At 67.4% G+C, this 26,113-nt stretch carries 21 protein-coding genes and 1 pseudogene; 17 read left to right on the forward strand and 5 right to left on the reverse strand.

Annotation, left to right across the window (positions count from 1 at the left end):
• Nucleotides 1-65: 65 nt before the first annotated feature.
• Both ACFYRY_RS00240 and ACFYRY_RS00245 read right to left on the reverse strand, forming a co-directional pair.
• Complete coding sequence (locus ACFYRY_RS00240) at nucleotides 66-4,424, reverse strand: amino acid adenylation domain-containing protein (protein ID WP_389138439.1); 4,359 nt, start codon at nucleotides 4,422-4,424, stop codon at nucleotides 66-68.
• Nucleotides 4,421-6,928 carry a beta-ketoacyl synthase N-terminal-like domain-containing protein gene (locus ACFYRY_RS00245; RefSeq protein ID WP_389138442.1) on the reverse strand — a complete coding sequence of 836 codons (2,508 nt, stop codon included), beginning with the start codon at nucleotides 6,926-6,928 and terminating at the stop codon, nucleotides 4,421-4,423. Before ACFYRY_RS00245 ends, ACFYRY_RS00240 begins: the two co-directional genes overlap by 4 nt.
• A 169-nt stretch (nucleotides 6,929-7,097) precedes the next feature.
• Here ACFYRY_RS00245 and ACFYRY_RS00250 point away from each other — a divergent pair, with 169 nt between their 5' ends.
• The 9 genes from ACFYRY_RS00250 (at nucleotide 7,098) to ACFYRY_RS00290 (ending at nucleotide 15,968) form a co-directional block, all read left to right on the forward strand.
• The gene (locus ACFYRY_RS00250) at nucleotides 7,098-7,334 is read left to right on the forward strand and encodes an MbtH family protein (RefSeq protein ID WP_389138445.1); all 237 of its coding nucleotides are present in this window, start codon (nucleotides 7,098-7,100) and stop codon (nucleotides 7,332-7,334) included.
• Nucleotides 7,331-7,585: a phosphopantetheine-binding protein gene (locus ACFYRY_RS00255; RefSeq protein WP_389138448.1), complete on the forward strand. Its 255-nt coding sequence runs from the start codon at nucleotides 7,331-7,333 to the stop codon at nucleotides 7,583-7,585. Before ACFYRY_RS00250 ends, ACFYRY_RS00255 begins: the two co-directional genes overlap by 4 nt.
• 84 nt (nucleotides 7,586-7,669) lie before the next feature.
• The gene (locus tag ACFYRY_RS00260; protein ID WP_389138451.1) at nucleotides 7,670-8,644 is read left to right on the forward strand and encodes a glycosyltransferase family 2 protein; all 975 of its coding nucleotides are present in this window, start codon (nucleotides 7,670-7,672) and stop codon (nucleotides 8,642-8,644) included.
• Between the two features lie 27 nt (nucleotides 8,645-8,671).
• Nucleotides 8,672-10,057, forward strand: a complete 1,386-nt coding sequence (locus ACFYRY_RS00265) for a condensation domain-containing protein (RefSeq protein WP_389138453.1) — start codon at nucleotides 8,672-8,674, stop codon at nucleotides 10,055-10,057.
• Nucleotides 9,993-10,328 carry a transposase family protein gene (locus tag ACFYRY_RS00270; RefSeq protein ID WP_389138456.1) on the forward strand — a complete coding sequence of 112 codons (336 nt, stop codon included), beginning with the start codon at nucleotides 9,993-9,995 and terminating at the stop codon, nucleotides 10,326-10,328. The genes ACFYRY_RS00265 and ACFYRY_RS00270 overlap by 65 nt, the downstream gene beginning before the upstream one ends.
• A 264-nt stretch (nucleotides 10,329-10,592) precedes the next feature.
• Entirely contained in the window at nucleotides 10,593-11,831 is a 1,239-nt protein-coding gene (locus tag ACFYRY_RS00275; RefSeq protein ID WP_389138458.1) for an MFS transporter, read from the forward strand.
• Between the two features lie 47 nt (nucleotides 11,832-11,878).
• Nucleotides 11,879-13,231: an NAD(P)/FAD-dependent oxidoreductase gene (locus tag ACFYRY_RS00280; RefSeq protein ID WP_389138461.1), complete on the forward strand. Its 1,353-nt coding sequence runs from the start codon at nucleotides 11,879-11,881 to the stop codon at nucleotides 13,229-13,231.
• Between the two features lie 54 nt (nucleotides 13,232-13,285).
• Nucleotides 13,286-15,103 carry an amino acid adenylation domain-containing protein gene (locus tag ACFYRY_RS00285; protein ID WP_389138464.1) on the forward strand — a complete coding sequence of 606 codons (1,818 nt, stop codon included), beginning with the start codon at nucleotides 13,286-13,288 and terminating at the stop codon, nucleotides 15,101-15,103.
• Between the two features lie 88 nt (nucleotides 15,104-15,191).
• Nucleotides 15,192-15,968 carry a thioesterase II family protein gene (locus ACFYRY_RS00290; RefSeq protein WP_389138466.1) on the forward strand — a complete coding sequence of 259 codons (777 nt, stop codon included), beginning with the start codon at nucleotides 15,192-15,194 and terminating at the stop codon, nucleotides 15,966-15,968.
• Between the two features lie 77 nt (nucleotides 15,969-16,045).
• Here the strand turns inward: ACFYRY_RS00290 and ACFYRY_RS00295 are convergent, their stop codons facing one another.
• Nucleotides 16,046-16,657 (reverse strand): LmbU family transcriptional regulator, encoded by a 612-nt coding sequence (locus ACFYRY_RS00295; RefSeq protein ID WP_389138468.1) that lies wholly within the window; start codon nucleotides 16,655-16,657, stop codon nucleotides 16,046-16,048.
• Nucleotides 16,658-17,383: 726 nt separating this feature from the next.
• Between ACFYRY_RS00295 and ACFYRY_RS00300 the strand changes: the two genes are divergently transcribed.
• The 5 genes from ACFYRY_RS00300 (at nucleotide 17,384) to ACFYRY_RS00320 (ending at nucleotide 20,490) form a co-directional block, all read left to right on the forward strand.
• Nucleotides 17,384-18,133, forward strand: a complete 750-nt coding sequence (locus ACFYRY_RS00300) for a thioesterase II family protein (protein ID WP_389138470.1) — start codon at nucleotides 17,384-17,386, stop codon at nucleotides 18,131-18,133.
• Entirely contained in the window at nucleotides 18,130-18,768 is a 639-nt protein-coding gene (locus ACFYRY_RS00305; protein ID WP_389140982.1) for a class I SAM-dependent methyltransferase, read from the forward strand. Before ACFYRY_RS00300 ends, ACFYRY_RS00305 begins: the two co-directional genes overlap by 4 nt.
• 69 nt (nucleotides 18,769-18,837) lie before the next feature.
• Nucleotides 18,838-19,077 carry an acyl carrier protein gene (locus tag ACFYRY_RS00310; protein ID WP_389138472.1) on the forward strand — a complete coding sequence of 80 codons (240 nt, stop codon included), beginning with the start codon at nucleotides 18,838-18,840 and terminating at the stop codon, nucleotides 19,075-19,077.
• A gap of 210 nt (nucleotides 19,078-19,287) precedes the next feature.
• Nucleotides 19,288-19,494 (forward strand): hypothetical protein, encoded by a 207-nt coding sequence (locus ACFYRY_RS00315; protein ID WP_389138475.1) that lies wholly within the window; start codon nucleotides 19,288-19,290, stop codon nucleotides 19,492-19,494.
• 447 nt (nucleotides 19,495-19,941) lie between these two features.
• Nucleotides 19,942-20,490 (forward strand): hypothetical protein, encoded by a 549-nt coding sequence (locus ACFYRY_RS00320; protein ID WP_389138477.1) that lies wholly within the window; start codon nucleotides 19,942-19,944, stop codon nucleotides 20,488-20,490.
• A gap of 70 nt (nucleotides 20,491-20,560) precedes the next feature.
• Here ACFYRY_RS00320 and ACFYRY_RS00325 read toward each other — a convergent pair whose 3' ends face one another.
• Complete coding sequence (locus ACFYRY_RS00325) at nucleotides 20,561-20,746, reverse strand: hypothetical protein (protein WP_389138480.1); 186 nt, start codon at nucleotides 20,744-20,746, stop codon at nucleotides 20,561-20,563.
• 588 nt (nucleotides 20,747-21,334) lie between these two features.
• Between ACFYRY_RS00325 and ACFYRY_RS00330 the strand changes: the two are divergent.
• A pseudogene (locus ACFYRY_RS00330) lies at nucleotides 21,335-21,520 on the forward strand (hypothetical protein); the annotation flags it as partial.
• A 7-nt stretch (nucleotides 21,521-21,527) separates the two neighbouring features.
• Here the strand turns inward: ACFYRY_RS00330 and ACFYRY_RS00335 are convergent.
• On the reverse strand, nucleotides 21,528-24,545 hold the full coding sequence (locus ACFYRY_RS00335) for a BTAD domain-containing putative transcriptional regulator (protein ID WP_389138482.1): 3,018 nt from the start codon (nucleotides 24,543-24,545) through the stop codon (nucleotides 21,528-21,530).
• A 384-nt stretch (nucleotides 24,546-24,929) separates the two neighbouring features.
• Here ACFYRY_RS00335 and ACFYRY_RS00340 point away from each other — a divergent pair, with 384 nt between their 5' ends.
• Both ACFYRY_RS00340 and ACFYRY_RS00345 read left to right on the forward strand, forming a co-directional pair.
• Nucleotides 24,930-25,340, forward strand: coding sequence for a hypothetical protein (locus tag ACFYRY_RS00340; protein ID WP_389138485.1), 411 nt, complete (start codon nucleotides 24,930-24,932; stop codon nucleotides 25,338-25,340).
• A 315-nt stretch (nucleotides 25,341-25,655) separates the two neighbouring features.
• Nucleotides 25,656-26,069 carry a hypothetical protein gene (locus ACFYRY_RS00345; protein WP_389138488.1) on the forward strand — a complete coding sequence of 138 codons (414 nt, stop codon included), beginning with the start codon at nucleotides 25,656-25,658 and terminating at the stop codon, nucleotides 26,067-26,069.
• Nucleotides 26,070-26,113 lie beyond the last annotated feature (44 nt).

Here is a 26,113-nt window from a genome sequence, read left to right on the forward strand (position 1 = left end):
GACAGGTATCTGCCTCGCCGTGAGGCAGATACCTGAGCTTCCCCGCCAGTACGTGGCGGGGATCCCTACTCCGGATGCTTCCTCTCCTGCTGCCGACGGTTCTGCCGGCGCCGCGCGGCTGTGGCGTTGCGCGCACGAGGGCTTGTGGACTGTCCGTCGAGGGAACGACTTTCCACTTCTGGTCGGAGGTTTTCAGCGAGTGCGGAGATCGTCGGGTAGGTGAAGAAGGAAGTCAGCGGGACGTCGATGCCGTGCCGGTCACGCAGTTCCTGGCGTATCCGCACCACGAGCAGTGATGTGGTGCCGGCGTCGAAGATGTTCTCCGTGACGCTGACCCGGGACACGTCCAGCACTTCGCTCCAGATCTCGTGCAGAAGATTCTGAACGGGTCCGCTGGGCAGGACATGGTCCGTGCTGAAGACCTGTTGCCGGGCGAGAGCCTTCAAGGCGTTCCGGTCGGTCTTCCCGTTCGGGGTCAGCGGCAGTGTAGGCAAGGTCAGCACCCGGTTCGGCACCATGTACTCGGGCAGGCTCTGACGCAGAAACGCCCGCGCGCTGTGCTTCAGCACTCGCAGCAGAGCGCCCTGCCTGGGGTCGTTGCTGACGGGCCCGTCGACCGCCGGCCGCTCGTGGAGGAAGTCTCCGCCCCACTGGCCGCGGCGAGTGAAGACCGTCCGGATCCGTCCTTGCTCCGGGAGGCGAGAGGACCAGGCATGGTGAGTCCCCCAGCCGTGCCGGGCCGCTACCTCGTCGAGTTCCTCCGGCGAACACGTGGAGTGGGGCGCCTCGTCACCCGCCACGAGCTGGGCGAAGCGGGCGACGCGGGCGTTCGGGATGCCGTCGACGACGACCGCGACCGAGCTCGACGTGTCGAGCAGCCCGTCCAGGCCTGCGAGGTCGGAGACCTCCTCCCAGCCGCGGTACTCGCAGGGCTGCGGCTGGTCCCGTACCTCCCCGCCGACCTTCAGGAGGACGTCATAGCGGAAGCGCGTCATTTCGTTGTCGAACCCGGAGGCCTTGAGCGAGACCTGAATTCCGGTCACCGCCGGAAGCGCGTCCTGCAGTTCCGCGAAATAGCCGGGGTCAATGAGGAGTTCGTCTTCTTCCAGTGCGTGCCGTGCGGCGAGGGCGCGCAGTTCCTCGGTGCCTAGCCGGTCGTCCGTTTGCAGCACGCCGGCGTGGAACGCCTCTGCCAGCTTCAGGCTCCGCAGGTCGCCGACGAAGATGTGACCGCCAGGAACAACGATCTTGCTCGCTTCGGTCAGGACCTCCGTGAGGTAGTCCCGGCCGGGGAAATACTGGGCTACGGAGTTGATCACCACGCAGTCGAAGAGCTCTCCGCCGGCCACGTCCCCGATCTCCGTGGCAGCGGCCGTGGCCAGCCGCACCTGGTCGGCGAGCCCTCTTCGGGCAACCGCGACCCGCACATGACCGATGGCTTCCGTGGAGAAGTCGATCCCCAGATATCGGTCGGCCGCAGGGGCCAGGCGCAGCAGCAGCAATCCGGTGCCGCAGCCGATCTCCGCGAAGGTGCGTGCGCCCGTTTCGGCGATTCGGTCGACGGTCCGCGTCACCCAGTCCCGCATGTCCGTCTTCGGTAGTGGCTGCTTCGAGTAGCTGCTCTGCCAGCCCTTCAGGTTGAAGTCGTCTTCGGCGGCGGGTTCGCCTTCGGCATAGGTGGTCTCCCAGATGGTGCACCAGTCCTCTGTGGTGCCGTCGGCCTGCTCCACCACGCTGTCCGGCGTCACGAAGGTGACCATCTGGTCCTCCCCCGCGGAGGTCGTCACGGCCAGCGTGCAGGCGTCGCGGACGCCGGGGCAGGCTCGGGCCGCGGCATCGACCTCCCCGGGTTCTACACGGTGCCCACGGATCTTCACCTGGTCGTCGAGACGTCCGAGGTACTCAAGGTTCCCGTCGGACCGCCACCTGACGAGGTCTCCCGTGCGGTAAACGGGCAGCCCTTCGACGTCGACGAACCGCTGCGCGGTCAGTTCGGGGCGGCCGAGGTAGCCCAGTGCCAGCCCCGCACCGCCGATGCACAGCTCTCCAGGTACCCCCATGGGCGCCTGGCGGCCGGCGGCGTCGAGGACGAACAGGCGGGTGTTCGCAATGGGTCGCCCGATTCCGGTGACGGTGTCGGACCGCCCCAGCACCGCACGCGTCGACCATATGGTCGTTTCCGTCGGCCCGTAGAGATTGTGCACTTCGGGCCCCATCGCGGTCAGCGCTCGGGCGAGCGAGTGCGGCAGGTGCTCTCCGCCGCTCCATATCTGCCGTAGCGCGGGCGGCGTGACGCGCTGGGACGAGGCGTAGAGCTTCCAGGTCGCCGGGGTGGCCTGCACCACCGTGATCTCCTCGTCGGAGAGCAGCTTGTGCAGGCGTTCCGGGTCGCCCCCGACACCTGGAGGCCCGATCACCAGCGTCCCGCCGGTCAGCAGTGGGAGCCAGAGCTCCAGTCCTGCGATGTCGAAGGACAGGGAGGTCAGTGCGAGCAACCGGTCGCGCGTGCCGAACCCCGACTCGGACACGAAGTCGTCCAAAAGGTTCCCGAGGCTCTTGTGGTTGACCATCACGCCCTTGGGGCGGCCGGTCGAGCCAGAGGTGTAGATCACGTAAGCCACGTCGTCGCCGCACGGCACGAAGGTCGGCTGTTCGGTCGGCAGCGGGAAGGCGGGCGGGTCCAGCAGCAGCACTTCGGTACCCGGGGGCACGGGGATGCGGTCGGCGAGGTCGCGCACGCTCAGCAGCACCTTGATGCCGGCGTCCTGCGTCATGTGTTCCAGCCGGGCGCTGGGGTACGCCGGGTCGAGCGGTACGTAGGCTCCTCCTGCGGCCCAGACGCCGAGCAGGCCCGCGGGCAGGTCGCGGCCGCGCGGGAGAGCCACACCGACCAGATCGCCCGGCCGCAGCCCACGTGCCGTCAGCCCCGCACCGATCGCCTCCGCTCGTTCGACGAGCTCCGCGTAGGTGTAGGTGCCGTCGGACGCCTTCACCGCAACGGCGTCCGGTCGGCTGTGCGCAGTCGCGGACAGCCTGATGGGAAGCGCGCGAGCGTCGACCGGACGCGTGGGGCCCGTGCCCAGTGCGGCGAGCAGGGCCCCCTCCTCCGCGTCCGCCAGGTCGACGTTCTCGACGCGGACGTCCGGGTTGGCGGCGACGACCTCCCACAGCCGCCGCAGGTGCCGGACGAACCGCTCCGCCGTGTCCTGGTCGAAGAGATCGGTCGAATACTGGAGTCGGCAGTCGAGACCGTCGCTGAGCGGAGTGACGTTGAGTACCAGGTCGAACTGTGAGGTTCCCGTCTGGTTGTCGATCAGTTCCAGTTCGGCGTCCGGCAGTTCCGTCTGACGGACGGAGCCGTCGTGGAATGCCACCATCACCTGGACCAGCGGGTTGTGGGACAGGCTGCGCTCAGGCGCGATGCCGTCGACGACTTCCTCGAAGGGGACGTTCCGCGACTCGACGCTCCGGTACACGTCACGTACACGCTCGATGTACGCGGCGAACGTTGGATCGCCGGTCATGTCCGTCGGGATCACGAGCGTGTTGGCAAAAGAACCGATCAGCTCTTCGGTGCCGACCGACGAACGGTTGGCGACAGGGGTTGCCACCAGCAGCCGTGACTGCCGCGACCAGAGACCCAGTACTGCCGAGAACGAGGCCAGAACCGTCGTCCGGAGGTTCGCACCGTGCTCCAGTGCCGCCTTCTCCAGCTCGCGAACCAGCGAGGGCGGGACGCGCCAGGACAAGGACGCCCCCGCGAAGGTCTGCACGACCGGCCGAGGGCGGTCGGCCGGCAGATCGACCACCGTCGGGAAGCCCGTGAGCTCGCTTACCTGCGCGGTCCGTCGTTCCACGGCCTCCGGCGTGTTCGCCCACTCGCGCTGCCTCCTCGCGAAGTCGACGTAACGGGTCGGCGGCAACTCGGGCAGGTCCGGGACACCGCCTGTCCTGTCCTTTCGGTAGAGCTCGGCGACCTCGCGCAGAAAAATGTCCAGAGACCGGGCGTCGGCCACGACGTGATGCAGTACGAACACCAGAATTCTGGTGCCATTGCTGCCCTGCACCAGACCTACCCGCACCAAGGGAGCGTCGGTCAGGTCGAACGGTTCGCGGGCGAGTTCCTCCGCTTTGGCGAAGACCGACGGTTCATCGGACGCGTCGAGCTTCTGCACGGTGATGCGTGCGTCGTCCAGCACCTCCTGGACGAGGGCGTCCTCCAGGATGCCGAAACGAGTCCGCAGGACCTCATGCCGTTCGATCACGCCGTTGACAGCGTGTTCGAGAGTCGGGACGTCCAGTTCGCCGCGTACGACGAACCGCGCGCACAGGTTGTTCCGGGAGGTCCCGGGCAGCAGCTGTTCAGTGAACCAAAGCCGCTGCTGCGAGAGCGAGGCCGGGTTTGCACTTGCGTCGAACGTCATCGGCTGACCTGCTTTCCCGACAGTTCCGCCGGGTCGATCCCGGGGCAATGCTCCAGCAGTGACGGATGCAGACAGGGAGTCCGCTCGAAAGTCCGCGGTGCCATGTCGATCCGGAGCGCATGATCACGCTCGGCGTAGGCCTGCCAGTCGATCCGCACACCACGTTCCCAAAGGGCTCCGACCGCCTGGAGCAGCGAACGTCGGCTGTCCGAGGCTTCTCCGTCGGACACCAGGGCCAGGGCGGCGTCTTCGCGGAGCTGGGCCGACTGCAGCAGACTCGTCCCGCCGTTCAGCTGGAGGCACACCGCCTCGGGGTGCTCGGACACCACCGAGCGCAGGACATCGTCGAACGGGACGTGCTCACGCAGTTGCGCACCCCAGTATCCGGGATCACGGGCTTCCTCGCTGGTCAGCCAAGTCCCGGTGACGCAGGAACGCGTCGGCGTCGTGGGAGGGCTCAGCCGCACGTCGCGCATCCGACGGGTGAAGCGGACGGCGGCTTCGGCGCGTTCCGCAATATCTGACATGGCCTGGCTGCGCCAGCACACCGCCCGCGCCGCGTCCTCGAACGAGAGGACACCGCTCAGCTGGGCAGCGGTCAGCTCGCCGACGCCGTGTCCCACCAGCAGGTCCGGTCCGACTCCCAGGTCGCTGAGGAATGCGTGCTGTCCGACGCCGAGCAGGTGGAGCACCGGTTGAGAGACCTGCGTCGCGGTCGGATACCTGCCGTGGAGGAACGCATCGCGCACGGCCGCGAACGTCTGGGGAGGCAGTACCTGTTCCATGGTTGCGAGGCCGTCGTCCACGGTCGATCGGAAGACAGGCTCGGCCTCGTAGAGCGCGAGCGCCTCGTCCGACGCGCCGGCCTCCTCGCCCGGGAGCATGAAGACGAGTGTCGGCGGCCCGTCGGGAGCCGTACGGAACTGCACCGGCTGCGGCCACCTCACGCCGGTCGAACTGTCGTCAACAGGGATCAGGGCGGCCGCGCGTGTGGTGAGTTCGGGGCGACCGGTGCGCAGCGTGTGGCCGATGTCCTGTCGCACCGCGGCCGATGCTCCGTCCACGGCCGCACGCACGGTGTCGACGGCTTCGGTGAGGCGTTCCGGGTCGTCCGCGGACAGCGGAAGCAGTTGCCAGGACCGCCCCTTGCGGGAGGCGAGCAGCAACTCCGACTCGGCGTCGCCGATGATGACATGCGCGTTCGTCCCGCCCAGCCCGAACGAACTGACCGCCGCATAGCGGCCCTGGTCCGACCGTTGCCAGGCGGTCGGCTTGCCTGCCAGCTTGAACGGTGTGCCCCGAAGGTCGATGGGCGGGGCTCCGTCCACCAGGGGAGCGTTGGGAGGGATCTGGCCATGGCGCAGGGCCAGAAGGCAACCGATGATGCCAGCTGCGCCGGCCGCCGCGGTGAGGTTGCTGATGTTCGCCTTGACAGAGTGGAGTCGACACTCGCCGGCACCGGCTCCGGTGGATCGAAAGGCCTGGGTCGCGGCGTCAATCTCCAGCGCGTCCCCGATGCTCGTGCCTGCGCCGTGCCCCTCCAGCAGGCCGATGCTGGAGGAGTTCAACTCGGCAACGTCGAGGGCTTCTTCGATCAGTTCGGTCTGACCGGCAACTCCTGGGGCCGTGAAGCCGGCGCGCTCTCGGCCGTCGTTGTTCACCGCGGTACCGGCGATGACTCCGAGGATCGGGTTGCCCGCGGCCAACGCCGCATCCAACCGGCGTAGGAACAGGACGGCAACGCCATTGCCGTCCACCGTGCCGTCGGCTGACGCCATGTATGGCTCGCACCGGCCTCGCCGTGAGTAAATGCCGCCCTCGGTGAACGTATATCCCGCGTCCCGTACGTCCAGGGCGACGCCGCCCGCCAGTGCAGAGTCACACTCACCGGCGAGAATCGCCTGACAGGCGAGATGCACTGCCACACTTGAGGACGAGCAGGCGGTCAGGACCGTCATCGAGGGACCGGTGAGACCGTAGGTGTAGGAAACTCTGCTCGACATGTAGTCGGGATCGGTTCCAATGGCCAGGCCGGCGAGATCCACCTGACTGTCGGCTACGGCCGAGCAGTGTTCGATCTGCGCACCGTAGCCACTCGTCCGTGATCCGACGAACACTCCGACGCGATCCGGCAGCGAACCGATGAAGCATCCCGAGCTTTCCACTGCCCGATAACAAGCTTCCAACATGGCCCGATGCTGTGGGTCGGTCAGTTCCGCCTCGGACCGGCCGAATCCGAATGCCTTGAAATCGAACCCGAGGTAATCTTCCATGGAATACGCAACGGGCACGTATGTCGGGTCCTTGTATATGCGGCCTGGAATCCTACGTCGCGCCAGTTCAGCATTGTCGATTTCACGCCGACCGGAACGGCCCGTGCTCAGCATTCGCCAGAAGTCCGCCGTGCTCCGCACGCCGGCCGCACGAATCGACATTCCTATCACGGCAACACGATCAGACATTACCCTGCCCACCTCACCCATAGCGTCGACCAGGTCGCCCATGCGGACGACCAGGCGTCCGGCTCGCGATCAAGCTTGTCTCGCCAGCGAGACAAGCACAATAATCAGCCGGGTGAGGCGTGCCGGGCATGGCGGGCATACCTGCGCCCCATTTCGACACTTTGTCGCCCTTGCGCTTCAAGGGCGTAGATAGATTCAGAAGGGGGAGCCCGTGGCGAATCCACTCGAAGACGACGAAGGTGTTTACCTGGTCCTTGTCAACGACGAGAACCAGCACTCCCTGTGGCCTGCGTTCAGATCGGTGCCGGCCGGTTGGAAGGTGACACACGGAGAGGACACTCGAAAGAGCTGTCTTGAGTATGTTTCCGCGCACTGGACCGATATGAGGCCGGCCAGCCTGGTCAGGGCGATGGACGACGAACCGCACGGAGAGGCCTCGGGAGCATGACGAACGACAGCGAGTTCCGCAACTCCATGGACGCATTGATAGTCGACAGCGTGCGAAAGCTGACGGGTAACGCCGACATCGGCCTTGACGACGACTTCTTCGACGTGGGCGGCAACTCCATCATAGCCATCCGACTCGCACAGGCCCTGAGTGAGGAACTCGGGATACGTCGAAATCTCCGCCTCGTTTTCAAGAATCCCGTACTCAGGGACCTCAGCGATGCCGTGGGAGCTCTTGACACGATCTCGTGAAGGTGCCCTGATCGCACCCAAGTCTTCGACGGGCAACTGGTTGAGCTTCTACACCGGGCATACATGGGAAAGGGTTGGTGTGCGATGCCACCGACACTGAGCGTCGTCATTCCGATGTTTGACGTCGAGCCATACATCTCCTCCTGCCTCGACTCGTTGCTCGACCAACAAGTCGCGGACGTCGAGATCATCGTGGTTGATGACGGGTCCACGGATCGCAGCCACAGCATCGCCGAACAGTGGGCGCGCAAGGACTCCCGCGTTCAAGTGCTCCAGCAGCCGCATTCCGGAGTGAGCGCTGCCCGAAACGCCGGGGCTCGGGCGGCCCGCGGACGCTATCTCGCTTTCTGCGACGGTGACGACATCGTGCCGACCACCGGGTACGCCTCGCTCATCAAGTCGCTGGAACACACGGGATCCGACTTCGCTTCCGGAGACGTACGTCGACTGCACAGCTCCGGTGTGAAACCGTATTTCGGATACCAGGACGTGTTCGAGCAGGACCGGCGACGCACACACATCCGGAGCCACACCGCGCTGGTACGCGACCGTATGGTCTGGAACAAGGTGTTCCGGCGCTCGTTCTGGAATGCGCGAGATCTCGTGTTCACCTTGCCCGAGTACGAGGACGCGCCGGTGATGATACGCGCGCACATCGAGGCGTCGTCCGTCGATGTGGTGTCGGAGGTCGTCTATTTCTGGCGTATTCGCGAAGAGGGCGCGCTGTCGATCACTCAGCGGGGCGAAGAACCGGAGAACATCGCGGCCTGTATGCGGATGGTGCTCGACACATTCGAGGTCATCACGGATCTCGCCCCGGAACTTGTCCCCCCGTACGCGGACGACATGTGCCGCGGCAACGTCCGGCGGGCGCTCCGCACGCTGCATCTGCACAGTGACGCCACACTGCGCGACGCGCTGTCGCCCGCCCGCTCGTTCGTCAGGAGTCTTCCCGCCGACCTTCTTGACGCGTTGCCGGCCACGGACCGGCACCTCATGACTCTGCTGGTACGCGGTGAGCTGTCGGAGATTCGTCGCCTGGTGGAGGAACCGGAATAAGTAATGGCCGACGCGAGAGGCAGAGCAGTGTCAGAAAGTGTCGAGAACGCGACGGGGGAACGAGAAGGCCGTCTGAACTGGCCCCAGGCCGACTGGTTCGCCGAGCGCCCCACCGATCCTGAGGAGCTCAAGAAGCACAACGAGGATACTCACGAGGACAACCTGTACACCGTGGTCGACGGAAAGGGAGCCACGGTCCCTCAGGTGCTTCAGGCACTGACCCAGTTGGTCGCCCGGCACGAGTCCCTGCGCACCCTGCTGTCGTTGGGCGGAAACAGCAGTGACAGGCAGCGGGTCACCGCGGTGTCCGCCCCGGCGGTGGAGGGCGCCGTCTCGGTGAGCAGCGTCCAGGCAGCCGAGGAGCTCTTCACTCAAGTCCGGCACTCTTCCTTCGATTTGTCGCCGAAATGGCCGTTCCACGCGGTGCTGTCGACCAGGGCCGGGCGCGTCGAGGAGATCGGCCTGGTGACCGACCACAGCGCGGTCGACGGATGGGGCATGAACGTGCTGCGGCAGGATCTCGACGGCTTTCTGCGGGGGGTGCCCCCTGCCGATCCGGACGTCACGCAGCCGTTGGATGTCGTCCGCTGGGAGGACTCGGAGGCGGGGAAGCGCCACGGCCGACAGGCTCTCGAGTACTGGACCGATCAGTTCCAGGAGCTCCGGAAGGCTGTGGGGCCACCAGGCGGCGTCGATGCCAGCTCGTCGGTCGTTTCCACGGACTCGGACCGGTATGCCGGCTGCATGCTGCGGTCCGCCTCCCTGCTCAAGGCGGCCGAGGTCGCGTCGGTCAGGCTCCGGGTTCCGGTGGCCACGGTGCTGCTGATGGCATACGGTGCGGCGCTGTGCCGTTTCACCGGCACTCCGTCGATCGGCGTGCTGGCCCTCTCCCACAACAGGTGGCTGAAGAACGTCCGGTCCAGTGCGAGCAAGATGTTCCTGCAGGCTCCGGTGCTCGTGTCCAGTCCGTCACCGGAGGACCTCTCCCGCTCCGCGAGAGACACCTTCCGCCGGCACACCCAGGCCAACCTGTTCGCCCACATCGACCGTGCGGAGGCCGAGACCGTCAGGGATGAGCTGCTGCCCGGCGCACACTCGATCCGGGTCGCCGGCGCCCTGTTCAACTTCATCGACACATCGATGTTCGACCTCCACACAGATCCGCAAGGGCCTCTCGCGTCCTCCCTTGCGCCGCAGCTCCTGCCCGACGAGGAGATCGTCCTTGAGGAGGAGCGGAAACACGGTCCGCAGCTGATGCTGTTCGCCTGGCAGGAGGCGGACAGCATCTCCATGCGGCTCGCCTGGCGCTTGAACGGAGAACTCACCCGCCCGGGCGACCTCTTCCTGCGTGACATCGGCGACGCGGTTACAGCCCTGGCACGCGGCCTCGATCCTCACGCCGTCGCGTCGTGAGGTCGTCCAGGATGAGCAGCTGGCCACGCACCGAATACGGATCACGTCTCCGTGGCGAGGGCTGACAGCGGGGTGTCAGGGGCTAATCGTTCTCGCGCATCCGCGGTACGGCGACACCTACGCCCAGCTCCCGGCCTGGTTCGGCATGAGGATCGCCACCGTGTGCCGCTACGTCCACGAGGCCGTCGCCATCCCGGACGGCACCCCGCCGCTGCAGATCAGCGACCGGGTAGCCGCCGACCGCCCGTACTGCTCCCGGAGTGCTTTGTAACCGCGCCGCCCGCACCCACGGCTACGGCGCCCCAACACCACGCACGCCAAGCCCCGGTGCGTCGGCGAACGGGCCACGGCCACGCTCCAGGGGGCGTGCGGACCGCGGACCTGGGCGTCGGTGCCGTCGATCCGCAGGGGCACGTATGCCGCGCCCGCGTGGGCGAAGGCCGGGGCGTCCATGAGTGGGCAGCAGCACACCCGGCCTGGTGCGGGGCCTGGACCCCGTTGACTGGCACGCCTCCCAGCCCCGACGATCAGGCGCATGTCTGCCGCCCTGGCGCCGCTGCGCCACCGCCCGTTCCGTCACCTCTTCATCGGTACGACGGCCAATCTGCTCGGCAACGGAGTGGCGCCGATCGCCTTGGCCTTCGCCGTACTCGACGCCACTGGCTCGGTCGGCTCGCTCGGGTTGGTGGTCGGCGCCCACTCCCTCACCAGCATCCTCTTCCTGCTGTTCGGCGGGGTGTTGGCGGACCGCCTGCCGCGCGGCCCGCTGCTGGTCGGCAGCAGCCTGATCAGCGCCGCCAGCCAGGCGGTGGTCGCCGCCCTGGTCCTCACCCACAACGCCGCCATCCCCCTGCTCATGGCGCTCGCCGCGGTCAACGGGGCGTCGAGTTCCTGCTACCAGCCCGCCGCCCAGGCCCTGTTGCCCCAGGCCGTGCCGACCGAGTTCCGCCGCGCCGCCCTCGCGCTCTCCCGGATCGCGGGCAGCAGCGCGACGATCGTGGGCGCGTCGCTGGGCGGCGTGCTGGTCGCGGCGATCGGCCCCGGCTGGGGCCTGGCCGTCGACGCGCTCAGCTTCGCGCTCGCCGCCTCGGCCTTCGCGCTGGTCCGCGTCCAGGCCGTGCCGCCCGCGCCCAGCCCCGGCCTGGTGCACGAACTGCGCGTCGGCTGGCAGGAGTTCACCTCCCGCAGCTGGGTGTGGGTGATCGTGGTGTCCTTCTGCTTCCTCAACGCCGGCGTCACCGCCTCGTTCACCGTCCTCGGCCCAGCCGTTGCCGACACCACCGGGATCGGTCGCACCGGCTGGGGTCTCGCCGTCGCCGCGGGCTCGGTCGGCGCGGTCGCCGGCGGTCTGCTGTCGCTGCGCTGGCGGCCCCGGCGCGCGATCCTGGTCGGCTGCGCGCTGATGAGCCTGACGGCGCTGACACCGCTGCTGCTCGCGCTCGCGCCGTACACCTGGGTGCTGGTCGTGGCCAACTTCGTGTCGGGTGTGGGCGTCGAGCAGGCCGGCGTCGCCTGGTATTCGACCCTCAACGACCAGATCCCCGAGGACCGTCTTGCCCGCGTCTACGCCTACGACGACCTCGGCTCCTATCTCGCGCTCCCGCTCGCCCAGTTCGCCGCCGGTCCCGCCGTACTCCTCATCGGCCTCCACGCCACCCTCTACGCGGCCGCCGCGCTCATCCTCCTCGCCACCCTCGCCATGGTCGCCACCCCCTCCATCCGCGCGCTGGCCCCGAAGCCCCCGGAACCGCTGCTCGCCACCGAAGCGGCGTGACACGCGCCCGGCGCCCCCCCCCCTTCCGGAACACACAAGGAGACGAGTTGCCGACCAACGTATTGACGGTCGATTACCTGGTCATCGGCGCTGGTGCGATGGGAATGGCTTTCGCCGACGTCCTCGTCGGCGAAAGCGCGTCCACGATGGCCATCGTGGACCGCAATGACGCCCCGGGCGGTCACTGGACCGTTTCCTATCCATTCGTCAGGCTGCACGGGCCCTCGAACTTCTACGGCGTCATTTCCCGGCCGATGCCCAGTGACGAGGGAACGCGAAGCCGCGCGTCACGCAATGAGATCCTGGACTACTACGACCGTGGGATGCGCGAGACGTTGCTCGCCTCGGGGCGCGTCACCTATCTGCCCAAGCACCACGTCGACGTGGCGGAGCCCGGCCGCCCGGCCAGGGCCCGCTCACTGGTGACAGGGGAGACGACGGAGATCGTCGTGCGCAAGCGCGTCGTCGACGCCTCGTACATGAACATCACGGTCCCCGCGATCCGGCCCGCCGGTTTCGACGTCGACGACGCGGCGACCGTGGTCCCGATCAATCAGCTGCCCGAACTGGACCGCTCGCCCGAGCGGTTCACCGTCATCGGCGCCGGCAAGACGGGGATCGACGCCTGCCTGTGGCTGCTGGAGCGGGGCATCGACCCTGACCGCCTCACCTGGATCGTGCCCCGTGACGCGTGGCTGATCAACCGTGAACTCGAATGGCAGAACGGCGGCTTCCAGCCGCTGCTGAACCTGCTGATGTGCCGCTCGGCCGACGAGGTGATCAGGGTCCTGGAGGAGAAAGGCGTCGTCATACGACGTGACGTCGACATCGAACCGGCTGCCTTCCGCTGCGCCACCGTCGACACCGAGGAACTGGTCCAGCTCCGCCGGATCAAGAACGTGGTGCGTCTGGGACGGGTGCGTGCCGTCGGTGCCACGACCGTGACGCTCGACGAGGGAACGATCCCGACCACGCCGGAGACGGTGCACATCGACTGCACCGCGGACGGCCTGACGCAGAAGCCGCTGAAGCCGGTGTTCGAGGACGGCGCCATCACGCTCCAGCCGCTGCTGCCCTGTCTCCTTCCGCCCAGCGCGGCCGTCGCCGCCCGCCTGGAGTGCATGGACGGCGACGACGAGTGGCGCAACGGCCTGTGCCCACCGGTCGTCAACCCCGGCTCCTCGCGCGACCTGCTGTCCTTCTACTCCCTCAAGCTGGAGCGGATGGCGCGGTGGGCGCGGTCGCCCGAACTGTTCGAGTGGCTCGTCACGTCGCGCTTCATGTCCGGGGCCGGACTGGAGAAAATGGCCGAACCGGACGCACAGGCCGCGGCCTTCTTCTTCGCCTCGCGCATGGAGGACCTCCTCAAAGCCGACGCCGCCGTGTCCGTCGCCGGGTGACACGACGCCCCCAATTGGCAGCCGACCATCTGGAAAGGCGCAGAAGGACCGATAATGACATCGACCGCTGAATCGGTGCACGCGGCTTTCGAGCGGCGGGCGGCCACCTTCCCGGACGCAGTAGCGATATCCATGAGTGGCCAATGCGTCACTTATGGGGAGCTCAACGCGCGGGCCAACCAGCTCTCCCGGCACTTGCGCGGTAAGGGAGTCGACGTGGAGACCCCGGTCGGGGTCTGCATGGAGCGATCCGTCGACACCGTCGTCGCCCTGATCGCGGTCCTGAAGGCCGGCGGGCACTACGTCGCGCTCGACCCGCGCCAGCCACGTGAGCGTCACGCGCTTCTGACGGCGGAGGCAGGCATCCGTCTGGTCCTCACTCAGGAGCGTCTGCTCGCACAGGTTTCCGGGCTGGCCGACATCCTGGTGATCGACTCCGACACCCTCGAACTCACCGATCTGCCCACCACCGACCTCGCGCTACCCGTACAGCCGGACCATGCGGTGTACGTGGCTTACACCTCCGGGTCGACCGGCAGACCCAAGGGCGCGTGCATCACGCACCGCGCCGTGCTTCGTCTCGTCCAGAACAGCAACTTCCTGGCAGTCGAACCCGACGACGCCTTCCTGATGTTCGCTCCGCTCGCCTTCGACGCCTCAACGCTGGAGATCTGGGCCCCCCTGCTGGGCGGCGCCCGGCTGGCGGTCGTCCCGCCCGGCGAACCGTCCTTGGCGGAGCTGGCCGAGACGGTCGTACGGGAGCGGGTGACCGTGCTGTGGCTGACCGCGGGTCTCTTCCACCAGATGGCCGAGGGCCCGATGGCCCGGATGACAACGCTGCGTCAACTGCTGGCCGGCGGAGACGTGCTCTCCCCGCACCACGTCAACCGCACGTTCGCCGCCCTTCCCGGAATCCGTCTGGTCAACGGCTACGGCCCGACGGAGAACACCACGTTCACCTGCTGCCACATCATGGAGGGACCGGTCGACGGCGACACCGTCCCGATCGGCCGACCCGTCACCGGCACCGAGGTGTACGTACTCGACGACCGTCTGCGGCCGGTGCCGGACGGCGAGAGCGGCGAACTCTACGCCGGAGGGGCCGGCGTGGCCCGCGGATACGTGGGGCGCGCGGACCTGACCGCGGACCGCTTCCTGCCCGATCCTTTCGGCTCCGAACCCGGCGCACGGATGTACCGCACCGGCGACCTCGTCAAGCGCCGGACCGACGGGGTCGTCGAGTACCTCGGCCGCCTCGACCACCAGGTCAAGGTCCGCGGCTTCCGCGTCGAGCCCGGTGAGATCGATACGGTGCTGCTGGCTCACCCCGGCGTCAAGGACGCCTGCGTCGTGGTCCATACGCACACGGAGGCGGGAAAGCGCCTGGCCGCCTTCTACGTCTGCGCCGAGAACGTCGGGGCCGCGGACCTGCGCGAGCTCCTCCGCCGTTCACTGCCGCCCTACATGGTCCCGTCGGTCTTCGCCCGGCTCGAAGCCCTGCCCCTGACGAGGAACGGCAAAGTCGACCGGGCCGCGCTCGCGGCACGCCAGATCCGCGAGCGCCCCGAGACAAACGCCGACTTCCGGGCCGCGCGGACGCCGGTCGAACGGCAAGTCGCCGACTTGTGGGCCGATTTGATGGGGCTGGACGAGGTCGGCGTGGACGACGACTTCTTCGAACTGGGCGGCGACTCCCTGCTGGTGACTCGGATCGTCACCCACATCGCCGAGCGCTACGGCGTGGAACTCCGCCCGCGCGACCTCTACTTGAGCTCGACCGTCGCCGAACTGGCCGAGATCATCGACGAAGCGCTGTCACCGGGAGCCCCGGCGCCGGCCCCGTCAGGAGCGGACGCGGCGACGACGGACTGACGACTCCGCCCCGCCGCGAGCTGCTTTCGTCACCACTCGCCCCCTGCCTCCCCACTCCCCCGTTCCGACGTTCCACATGAGGAGAAGGATGACTTCCGCCCAGCGTCCCTCGAAGTGGCTGCTGCGTCGCCCCAAGGACGACAGCCCCGCGCGCATCTTCCTGTTCCCCTACGCAGGGGTGGGGGCGTCGATGTATGCAAGATGGCCGCGGTACATCGGCGGCGCCGAGGTTTGCCTCGTGCAACTGCCCGCGCGCGAGAACCGGCTGCGGGAACCGCACTTCGGCACCTATGACGCCCTGGCCGGCCCGCTGTTGGAGGGGCTGGAGCCCTACCTCGACCGCCCCTTCACCTTCTTCGGCCACTGCAGCGGCGTCCTGCCCGCGTTCGCCGTCACGGTGGAACTGGCCCGGCGGGAGCGGCGGCTGCCGGACCGGCTCTTCGTCTCCTCCCAGGTGGCCCCGCACGACGGCCCGTACGGGCGCCTGCTGGAGCTCACCGAAGACGAACTCCCCCAGGAGATCGAGGCCATGACCCGGGCCATGGGCGGCGAGCCGCATCCCGACCTCGTCGAACTCGGCGTGCAGCTCCTCGCCGCCGACATCGAGGCCAACCGCCGGTACCGGCCCACCGAGCCGGTGCGGCTCGCGACCGGCATCACCACCATCGGCTGGCGGGAGGACACGGTCATCCCCGCCCGGCTCATGGGCGGTTGGCACCCGTACGCCGATGAGGGGCGCGTCCGCGAGGTACTCCTGGACGGCGCCCACTACGACTTCCTGGGCGCCCCAAACGCGTTGCTCACCGAGCTGGCCCACGACATGGAGAACAAGGAGGCCGACTGGACGGCGGGATCGTACAGGTGACCTTCGGCGCGGGTTGGGCGGCCAGAGCCTTCTTGGCCTGGTCCACCCAACCGCGCACACTCTCGGAACGGATGTGCTCAGGAACAGGCGATGGCGCGCCGTACGATCTTCGCCGCCCAGGTCTCGATCGGCTCGCCGTCCCTCCTGGCGGCTCTCTCCAGACCCTCCAGGTCCTCGGCCGAGAGCTGGAGTTTCAGCGGGCGCGCTTCGGGCGCGGAGGTGGTGTCGAGCAGGGCCGGCGTCGACCTGGACCCGGCCGCTGTGCGGTCGATGCCGCCTGCCTCGTCGTCGCTGTCGGCATCTGACGGCATCAGGTTGCCTTGCCGCATGAGCAGACTGCTGCGGACCTCACGGCGCAGCTTGTTTCGGCTCCAGCCCAGTTCTTCCGCCTTCCGCAGCCAGTAGTCCTGCTCCGGCTTTTCAAGGGCCACGACTTCGAGATGGTGGCTGAAGCTCAGGGTTTGATGCCTGCGGGACAACGAAAACGCGCGCGCAACCCAGCTGTAGTTGCGCAGGGTCTGGTAACTGAGCGACGTACGCCTGATGGCTTCCTCGTAGCGGTCGTGGAACACGGACTCGCCGTAGACCAGCCAATCGGCGATCCACCAGGTGGAGGAGTCGGCGAAGGAGAACAGTTCGGTACCCAGATCTTCCCAGGTGCTGAAGCTCTGCTTGGTCGTGAACAGCAAGCCAGATTTGTGGAGCTGGACACCCGAGTTCCGCGGTCGCCGCGCAACACCTGCCGCCGCTGTGTGCCGTGCGGCTTGATTTGCCGAGCTGACTACTTTACGCATCTTTACCCCTTGGACACGTTCCATGCATCGTCTGGCCTTCGGTGATCGTATCGATCACCGAAGGCCGTACGCACGTACTATCGGCAAATTTTCACGCCGTGATCATTCTTGGTTGGCACTTTTCCCTAAAACCTGGCGTTTAAAGCCAGTTGGGTTACGCAAGGATGTGACTGTCGCTGGAGGGACCGCTGGATAGCACTCGGCCGCACCTTGGTGGCGCGATCACGGCGGGTCACTGCACCAACTTGACGCGGCGCAGGGGGCGTCGATCGAAGAATGGGCGATGAGCTGCTCTTTCGTTAGCCCGTCGCGGTCTTCGCGGCGGTTCTCCGGTCACCTGACGCTTGACGGCGGGTAGTCAGGGGCTCGAAAGATCCGCCGGGCCCTTGACGAACTCTCGGGGCTCGAAGCAAGATCGGCGGGGCAATACAACCGGTTGCCAGCGGCAGGGCATTCGACGATTCACTCTTGTTCGGTATATCAAACACGAGGCACGGGGGCGCGCTTATCCCCTTGCATTTCGCCCCCCTCGGGGGCATCGTCGCGAATCGGAAGGAAGGCAATTCCATCAGCGAGCGCATATTCCTGTATGGCCCGCCGTCCTCTGCAGCCGGCCTCCGGATGTTCTGCCTGCCGTACGCGGGCAAGGGCGCCAGCCTCTATCGGCAGTGGTGGGAGGGCTCGGACCAACGGATCGAGTTCGTGCCGGTCCAGTTACCGGGCAGGGAGAACCGTTTCCGGGACAGCCTTGTCCACGACATGCAAGAGCTGGTGGGCTCCCTTGCCGCCGATCTCGCGCCGCATACGGATCGGCCCTACGCGCTGTTCGGCTACTGCATGGGGGCAGGCGTCGCGTTCGAGCTGGCGTACAAGCTGTCCGACCTCACCGGGAACCGGGCCCAGCACCTGGTCGTCGCCGGGGGCGCCCCGCCGCACCGGCTGCAGGCCGTGCCGTCGGCGCAACCGCGCACGGACGAGGAGTTGATGACCGAACTGCGGGGACTGGGCGGCACACCCCAGGAGGTACTGGACGACGAGCGGCTCCTCTCGTTCGCCCTGCCCGTGCTCCGCGCGGACTGGCGCGTCGTCGACGGGTACGGCTACCAGCCCAGACCGGCACTGGACATCCCGATCACGGTCCTCGGCTCCACCGACGACCCCGGTCTCCCGACGGACGAGCTCCAGCACTGGGACCACCACACCCATGCCGGCACCAAGGTCCACGTCTTCCCCGGCGACCACTTCTTCGTGGACCGCTGTCGTGAGGAAGTCCGAAGCCTCCTGGTCAGCGAGCTGACTGTCGATACGAACGCGTCGCGCGCGGCACTGCACGACCTCGATGCCGCCGACGAAACGACGTGCTCGTCGTGACGGACGATACGGACAAGACTGGTCCTGATCCGGCCGACCACGACCGGATATCGAAAGCGTGCGCAACGCTTGGCCAGGTCGACGACCTGCGCGGCAGGGCCGGAACCGCACCGGCCCCGATTCTGGAACTCGGGGCTGGCATCGGCGCTACCACGGATGGCCTACTGCCGAAGCTGCCCGCCACTGGGATTGAGCTGCGTTACGCTTACAGCGATATCTCACCAGAGTTCCTCGAGACAGCGCGCGAACGCTTCGCCGCCCATCCGTTCGTCGAGTTCGAGTTGCTCGATATCAAGAGGAGAAGTGGGCCGGCCGCACCGCCGGCCGACGTGTTGTTGTCAGCGAATGTGCTCCACAACGCCCACAATGTCGGGGCGACGCTGACGCAACTACGGCGGATGACCGCGGACCGGCGCTGTTCATGCTGCCGACCCCCGAGGGGAACCCTCGGCCCGGCTCGGCCGACTTCCGGTCCGCCTAGACTAGAACCGTGTTTTCCTCACCCCCGCGGAATGGCACGAGCAATTGCGTCTGGCCGACTTCACCTCGAAAGCCACAGTGCCGTACGGAAAGGGGACCCTCCGGCGGTGCTGGAACAGCATCTCTACGTGGCCACCCCCGGCACGGCAGCATGACATGGGATTGCAGAGAATCTAGTGGGTCAGGAGACTGCATTGTCCTCGCACAGCACCACTCGGGATGTCATGTCCCAGATGTGGCTCCAGAGGCTTGGCCGTTCGACCGATGGGCAGGTTGAGGATCACGAGAAGTTCTTCGAATGCGGAGGTGACTCGATCGGCGCGATCAAGCTGTACATGGAAACGGAAGAGCGGCTTGCCCCGCTCGTCGATGCCGCCGAATTTCTGGGGACCCTTGCGGAAGGCGATTTCGGGGACATCGTGCGGCTGGCGGAGGGCGCCGGGGGTGAAAAGGCTTCCGAGTAGGCCTACGAGGGCACGGACGGTCACCTCGTCACGAGAATCCGGCGAGACCCACTACTCAGGTTGAATCGGTGATGTCCGAGCGGTCGTGACGAGTGGTGATCCCTGCGGTACGACGGCGTCATGCGGTACGGGCAAGGGGCCCGCCGTCCCGCGGCTTCGATGATGAGGACCAGGGCTGGACACTCAAGCGCGTGAAGTCAGGCCGCCGCCATGCCGACCGGAGGGTTCACCCGCTCCGTCGGCATGCGCTTCGCCATCGTCGGGACCGCCCAAATCCAGGCTCGCGACCTCGACCACGGCCTCGAGCTCGGCTACCGATCCGTCGACATCCTCGCCCGCGTCCAGTCGAGCCGGGCCAAGGACTACCTGGCCGAGTTCAACGCGACCCTCGCCCCGCGAGCGGGCGGAACGGGATGATGTTGTCCGCAGCCAGGAGGTCCGGCGACGGCTGTGGTGCCTGCTGCTGTTGGGTGAGGACGGCGTTGGCCAGCGTCAGATTGGTCACCAGCTGACCCAGTTCTTTGAGTTCAGTCGGCACTGGCATGCAGTCGTACTGGGACAGATTCCATCCGAACTGGTCGGTCAGCAGCACTGCTAGCGCCGTGAGCTCCGAGCGGTCGAGGAACAACCGGCCCTAGGTCTTCTCCGAACGGTTGCCCCCCAGCAGGTTGCGATGCGTCACGTGGACCTGGCCGCCCGGATAGGTCGTGCGCGGCACGTTCCCGTGCGGGCGGTGTGATCGAGCCGCGTAGGTGTGGAAGGCACCGGGGCTCAGGGCGGTTTCGAACGGAAAATAGCGGCTGCCGCTGCCCCTGGCACGCCTCTAAACTTCAGATTCCCAGAGCAGAGAGGACCGCCCGTCAGATGGCTGCGCCGGACGATTCGACATCCCAGAGTGGAGATCCTCAGCCCTGCGACCCGCAGCCAGACGGCAGCGACGGACAGCGGACCCTGCGCCAGCGCATCGCGGACAGATGGAACAGCTTCGGGCACGTGCGCCAAGCAGGTTTTGTGATCGGCGGCGTGGCCGTTGCAGTGGCCGGAGCCGTCCTCATCTCCCTTTCCAACCCCCGCGCGACTGCGCCCTCCGCGTCGGAGGAGGAGGACACCGACCTGCTCATCACCCGCCGGTGGACCAACCATGCAGGCGGCTACTTCGTGTGCAGTCACATGGGGTGTGCGAAAAAGGTAGATCCGACCATCTTCGGTCACGACTGCTGCGGCCGCTGCCGGCCCGGCCGGGACTGCCAGAGCGCCGCACAACGCGATTACGACGGCCCCGGCGGCTTCGCTCACAACTACTTTGAGGTGGCCCTGCGCCCCGGCATCTGCGAAGACTGCGGCGAACCCCCCGAAGCACACCACTGGGTGTTCGACCGCAACCGCGGCGACCGCTACCGCCGGGCCGCCTAAGGAGACCGCGGGTGGCCAGGCCTCGCTGGGCGGGGATGCAAGGGCAGCGCGCCCAGCGCCATGTCGAAGATTAGTACCGGGTCTGCACCCACAGCACGATCAGGCTGACCGTGCCGCTGCCGACGCCATAGGCCATGCCGCGGACGACGTGCTGGCGGATCTGCCACTCTCGAATCCGCCGACGAAGCCGGGCGGTGCGGCTCTCCGGCTCGTCGGGCGTGTTGCCGGGGCCCTCCGTGTTGCTACCGTCGCTCATGACGGATCTCCTTCATCGATGGGATTCGGTCCGCATCCAGGGCTCCTGGCCCGATGCCCGGTCAGGCTCAGCCGGGCCTAGGAGCCCTGCAGCGCGGTGGGCCAGCGGCCCGATGTGATGACGATGAAGGATTGACAGTTAGCGCCGCAAGTCGTCGTTTGCGCAGGTCAGTTGAGGGTTGGCCTAGGCCGTCCGTAGCTATGTTCGCTCTGCTGTTCGGGCAACACTGGAGTCAGTGGCCAAGGTTGATTCTCAACTTTGATGGTCTGGCGGTGGGCTTCGGCGGCGTGCTCAGCCGGAGAACGTAGGAGTTTTACGTCCGTGGACCGTCAGCCCGCGGGGCTCGGGTGTGGGCAATCGTGCATGCGGCCGACGGAGCAGGCCCTGCTACACGAGGACAGGGCCGGGAAGGTGTTTCGATCGAAACGAAACGCCCGCTCGACTCGGCTCGACCAACCCGAAGCCGGCGCCTGCCAGACATGGCCAACATGCCTGACGCCCCTCGGATATCTGTCAGGCACGTCCCTGAACAGGGCACTTGCCTCACATGCCTGACGCCCATTTTTTACCCCAGACAACGACGATCCCGCCCGTGCCGTACGCCTGCTGGCCGAGACCGGGGCGACCAGCCAGTCCTGTACCCTCACCCCGGCCGATCTCGGGCTGGGCCGGCCGCACTTCCCCGAGCCGTCTGTCGTGGGCGCGGGCCCGGAGCCCGGTTCGGCTATGCGGCTGCTGCGGCAGCGATGCGAGGCCGGGATGGTCGCCAGCGGCCACCAGCTCAAGCGGTCCGTATGTCGTCGGCGTCGTCTCGCGCACGAGCCGCGGCCGGGTGGTCGCCGGCCAACTCGTGTGCCTCGGCCAGGGTTTCAAGGCCAACTGCCAGCCACCTGCTGGAGCCGATCTGCCTCCAGAGCCTGACGGCCGCTTCGGCGCGCCTGCGGGCTGGTGCCCCACGGCCCACCGCGAGTTGTGCCTCGGCGAGCGCATTGAGTGTCGCCGCTTCGCCCCAGAGGTTGCCGAATTCCCGGTAGGTCCACAGGCTCCGGGCCAGCAGGCGGCGTCCTTCCCGGTGCTCGCCCTGCCGGATCAGGACGTCCCCGAGCCAGCACGTGGCGTGTGTAGCGCTGAGGCGGTCGCCGAGGTCCTCACTTATCGCGACGGCTCGCCGGTAGGCGTCGGCGGCGGCCGGATAGGCGCCGAGTGCGCGATGGCTTTGGCCCAGACATCGCAGTGCTTGGGCCTCTCCCGGCCGGTAGCCTGAGACCCTGCTGACCCGCAGGCACTTGGTGAATCGCGCGATGGCGGCCTCGACACGGCCCTGCTCGAGGTCGATGACGCCGAGGCCGTTGGTCGCGTAGACGAGGCAGTTGACGTTGCCTGCCGATCCGGCGAGCTCGGCGGCCTCTTCGAAATGGAGCACGGCGGAGGAGTACTGGCCGAGGAGCCGGTACACATAGGCCAGCCCGGCCGTGGCGCTGGCCCGGTAGGTGGGCCCCTCGCCCTCGGCGAGCAACAGGGCCTGCTCGAAGTGGTCCAGTGCTTCCGGATAGCGGTCGAGGATGGTGGTGAGTTCGCCGAGGCAACGGTGGGCCTTTGCGGCGCTGCGCCGGTCGCCGCTGCTCAGGGCCGTCTTGAGCGCCCGGTTCTGGAGCCTCTCCCAATCGTCGAAGTGGCTGCCGACCTGGAAGAGGGTCGTGAGGGTCGTGGCCAGCCCGACGGCGGGTGCGACGCCCTCCGTTCCGTTGAGCGCCTGTTCAGCCACGGCGATGAGGAACTGGCGTTCGTCGTTGAACCAGGCGAGTGGATCGGCGAGCAGCTGATCGGCCTCGGCGGCGGCTGGCCGCCAGGAGGCCAGGTCCAGCTGTGAGATGCCTTGGAAGTCGACGCTGAGGGTGTCTGCGGCGAGGTCGGCGAGATGCAGGCTCGCCCCGAGCAACCGGGTGAGCGCGGCCCTGCGATCCCGTTCCGGGACGTCTTGCTCCGCGCGCTCCCTGGCCAACAGTCGTACCAGGTCGTGCAGTTGATAGCGGATTCCGGTGGCGTTCGCTGAACCGGTCTGCACCAGGTGTACCTCGACCAGGTCGTCGAGGACGGCCTCCGCCTCGGACATGCCCGCGTCCAGCAGCGCGGCCAGCGCCCAGGCGGCGAAGCTCGGTACGGGCAGCAGGGCGATCATCCGCAGAGCGTGCTGCGTCGCCTCGGACATCTGCTGGTACGTCAGTTCGAGACTGGCCCGTACGGCGATGTGGCCGACGGCCAACTCGTCGAGCTTGCGCTGCTCGTCGGCGAGGGCGTGCGCTACCTTGGCCAGCGGCCAGTGAGGTCGAGCAGCCAGCCGCGCACCGGCGACCCATACTGCCAGGGGAAGTCCACCGCAGGTGTCCACGATCGAGCGGGCCCACCCGGACTCCGCGTCGGTCCGGTCCCGGCCCAGCATCTCGCGCAGCAGGTCGAGTCCCGTCGCGGAGTCCAGTACTCCCAGAGGGAGTCGGCGGCCGCACACGTCCGCCATGGTCGTCCGGCTGGTGATGATGGTGGCGCAGCGCACGCCACTGGGCAGGAGGTCACTGACCTGCTGGGCACTGGCGGCGTTGTCCAGGACGACGAGTATCTGCCGCCCTGCCAGCAGGGTGCGGTAGAGATGGACGCGGCCGGTCAGCTCTGCGGGCACGGTACCGCCGGGGATACCGAGCGCACGGAGGAAGGTGCCCAGGACCGTGAACGGCTCGGCCGGATCGTCGCCGAAGCCCCGCAGATCCGCATGGAGCTGACCGTCCGGGAAGCGGGAAGCGAGCAGGTGCCCTGTACGTACGGCAAAGGCGGTCTTGCCCACTCCGGCGGGGCCGGTGACCAGCAGTGTCACCGAGCTAGGCCGTTCTTCGCCAAGCAACCGACGAGCCTCGTCCACCTCGTGCTCCCGGCCGACGAAGAGTGACAGGTCCGCCGGGAGGAGCCGGGGAGCGAGCTGGCGTGCCATCGGCGGGCCTACGTTTGCCACCGTGCCGCTCTTGCCGGACGGTTTCGTGGTGACGGGCGGTGCAGCGGCGCGGGGCGCAGCCAGCTCCGGGTCGCCGGCGAGGATCCGTTCATACAGCCGCTGCAACGCCGCGCCGGGGTTGACCCCCAGTTCGTCTGCGAGCCGCCGCCGAGCGCACTCGTACATTTCCAGCGCTTCGGCCTGCCGTCCGCACCGGTACAGGGTCAGGATCAGTTGTCCGATCACGCGTTCGTCGAGCGGATACGCCTCGGCCCGGGCGGCGAGTTCGCTCACCATCCCATCGTGCTGCGCCAGGCGGAGCCGCACATCGACCAACTCCAGCTGGGCTGCCAGCCGTTCGCCGTCGAGGAGGTGGCGCTGCGTGTTGAACCACAAGGTGTCCGCTCCGTCGAACGCGCTGCCTCGCCACAGCGCCAAGGCTTCCCGCCACAGAGCCTCCGCCTGCCCGTCACTGCCCGCCTTCCGGGCCCGGCCCGACAGGTCGCGGAAGCGGTGTGCGTCCACCAACGAGGGCTCGACCGCCAACCGGTAGCCGCCGCTCCGCTCCCGTGTGATGGCCGTTCCGTCGGCCGCCAGTACGTGCCGCAGCCGGGAGAGGTATCCATACAGTCTCCGACGGCCGTACGCGGCCCCTCCGTCGCCCCACACCCGGTCCACCAGAGCGTCGGCCGGCACCGCCCGGTCCGCGTCGACGAGCAACGCCGCCAGCACTCGCCGTTGCATCGCGTGCCCCACGTCGATCGGCGCCCCGTTCCGCCGTACCTCGATGGGCCCCAGGATCCCGAAGTGCGTGGCCATCACACCCCCTGCGTCACCGATCACCGCTACGCCCCACTCTGCGCGCCACTGACCTGGTCTCCTAGGCGGATTCAAGCTTTTCCGAAGGTTTGCCGATGCCGGCCCCGGCATCGTGAGCAGCACGTCCCCGAACTTCAGGAGAGTGGACCTATACCGAAAACTGCAGGCGCTGGGAACTGCGGAGGGTCGGTGTGACGGCGAAGGTGATGGCCTTCGTGGTCCCGCGGTTCGGCGAAGTGTGTAGTCGGTCAACCGGATGGTGAAGGTGGCACCAGGTCGCCTTGTCAGCCTCGAATGTGAAAGCTTCTTGGTAGGGGGTTTAGTGTGAAACGGGAGAACCGCCAGAGGAGTCCGCGCAGGTGGGCACTTACGGCGACCAGCGGGGTGCTGGCACTGGCGGGGGTTTTGGCCTCCGCGAGCACCGCACAGGCAGCCACCGCTTGGAACGCGACGGGTACCCAGGCTGATGTTGTGGGGGCCTGGGCGCACGGCGACTACTGGATCGACAGCTCGCACATGCCTTACACCAGCTACGCCAAGGTGACAATCACCGACTCGAAGTCGGACCGCGCCTCCGCTCGCGTCTATTTCCGCTGGCGCTTCACTTGGGGAGACACCAGCGGGATCTACGGGCCGCTCACCGCTTCCGGTTACCAGAACGAGACGACGCAGACGTACCACGAGGATCGCGACTCCCTCGACACGTGGCAACCTTTCGAGGTGATGGAATGCCGAGTTGACGACGGGCGAGAAGTCGCCTGCGGCGGCTGGGACGTTCCGTCACCGTACAACTGACCGGGCTGAATTGCGGGGGGGGAGGGGGAGTAGGCCCACCAACTGGTCCTGCTCCCCCGGCAACTGCTGTGACGTAGCCCTTTCTCGGGGCCGATGCGTCCTCCTTGGCTTGTCCGCCAGCCGAGCACGTACTGGAACAGGAAAGCCGGCGCAGCAATGGCCCGCTGAGGCGAAACGTGCGGGAGTTCGTTCGTTTACCAGCGCAGCTGTTTTCCCTTACCCGCTCCGGGCGCGAGTCCACCCATCAGGCTCCCATCATTGGATCAGAAAGGAAACGCAATGCGTCGAACTGGTGCCCAGCTTATTGCCATCATCATGGCAATCGCCGCGCTATTCGTCACTGCGGGCGGCGCTTTCGCTTCCAGCGGAGACGTCGACCTCCTGGTTGGCGTCGAGCGTGTCAGCACAACCAATGGGTTAACCCTCTACAGCGGGGTGAAGACCGAGGCCCAAGCCGCCGCCCTCTGCGACGACGCCTTCTGCGCCTACAGTTCAAACGCGGGAGAGGTTCAGGTCGCCGACGACTGCGGCGTCGGAGCCTACATCCCACAGAGTTGGAGGACTGGGGCCGCCGGCGGTTGGTGGCAGAACAGCCTGCCCACTGGCTTCGTCTCCATGTACAACAACGCGGGGACCAACATCTACGACACGCCGGACGCCTACTCGGCGGACTGGACGGCGAACTGGGGCCCCGTCCGCTACTGGGAGATCCAGTGCGGGAACCCGTGACAGACCGCATGCACCCTGCCTGACGCAAAGACCGTGTCCTACCT

Origin of the sequence: Streptomyces sp. NPDC005263, from assembly GCF_042872365.1 — a bacterium.
In the GTDB taxonomy this organism is placed as follows: Bacteria; Actinomycetota; Actinomycetes; order Streptomycetales; family Streptomycetaceae; genus Streptomyces.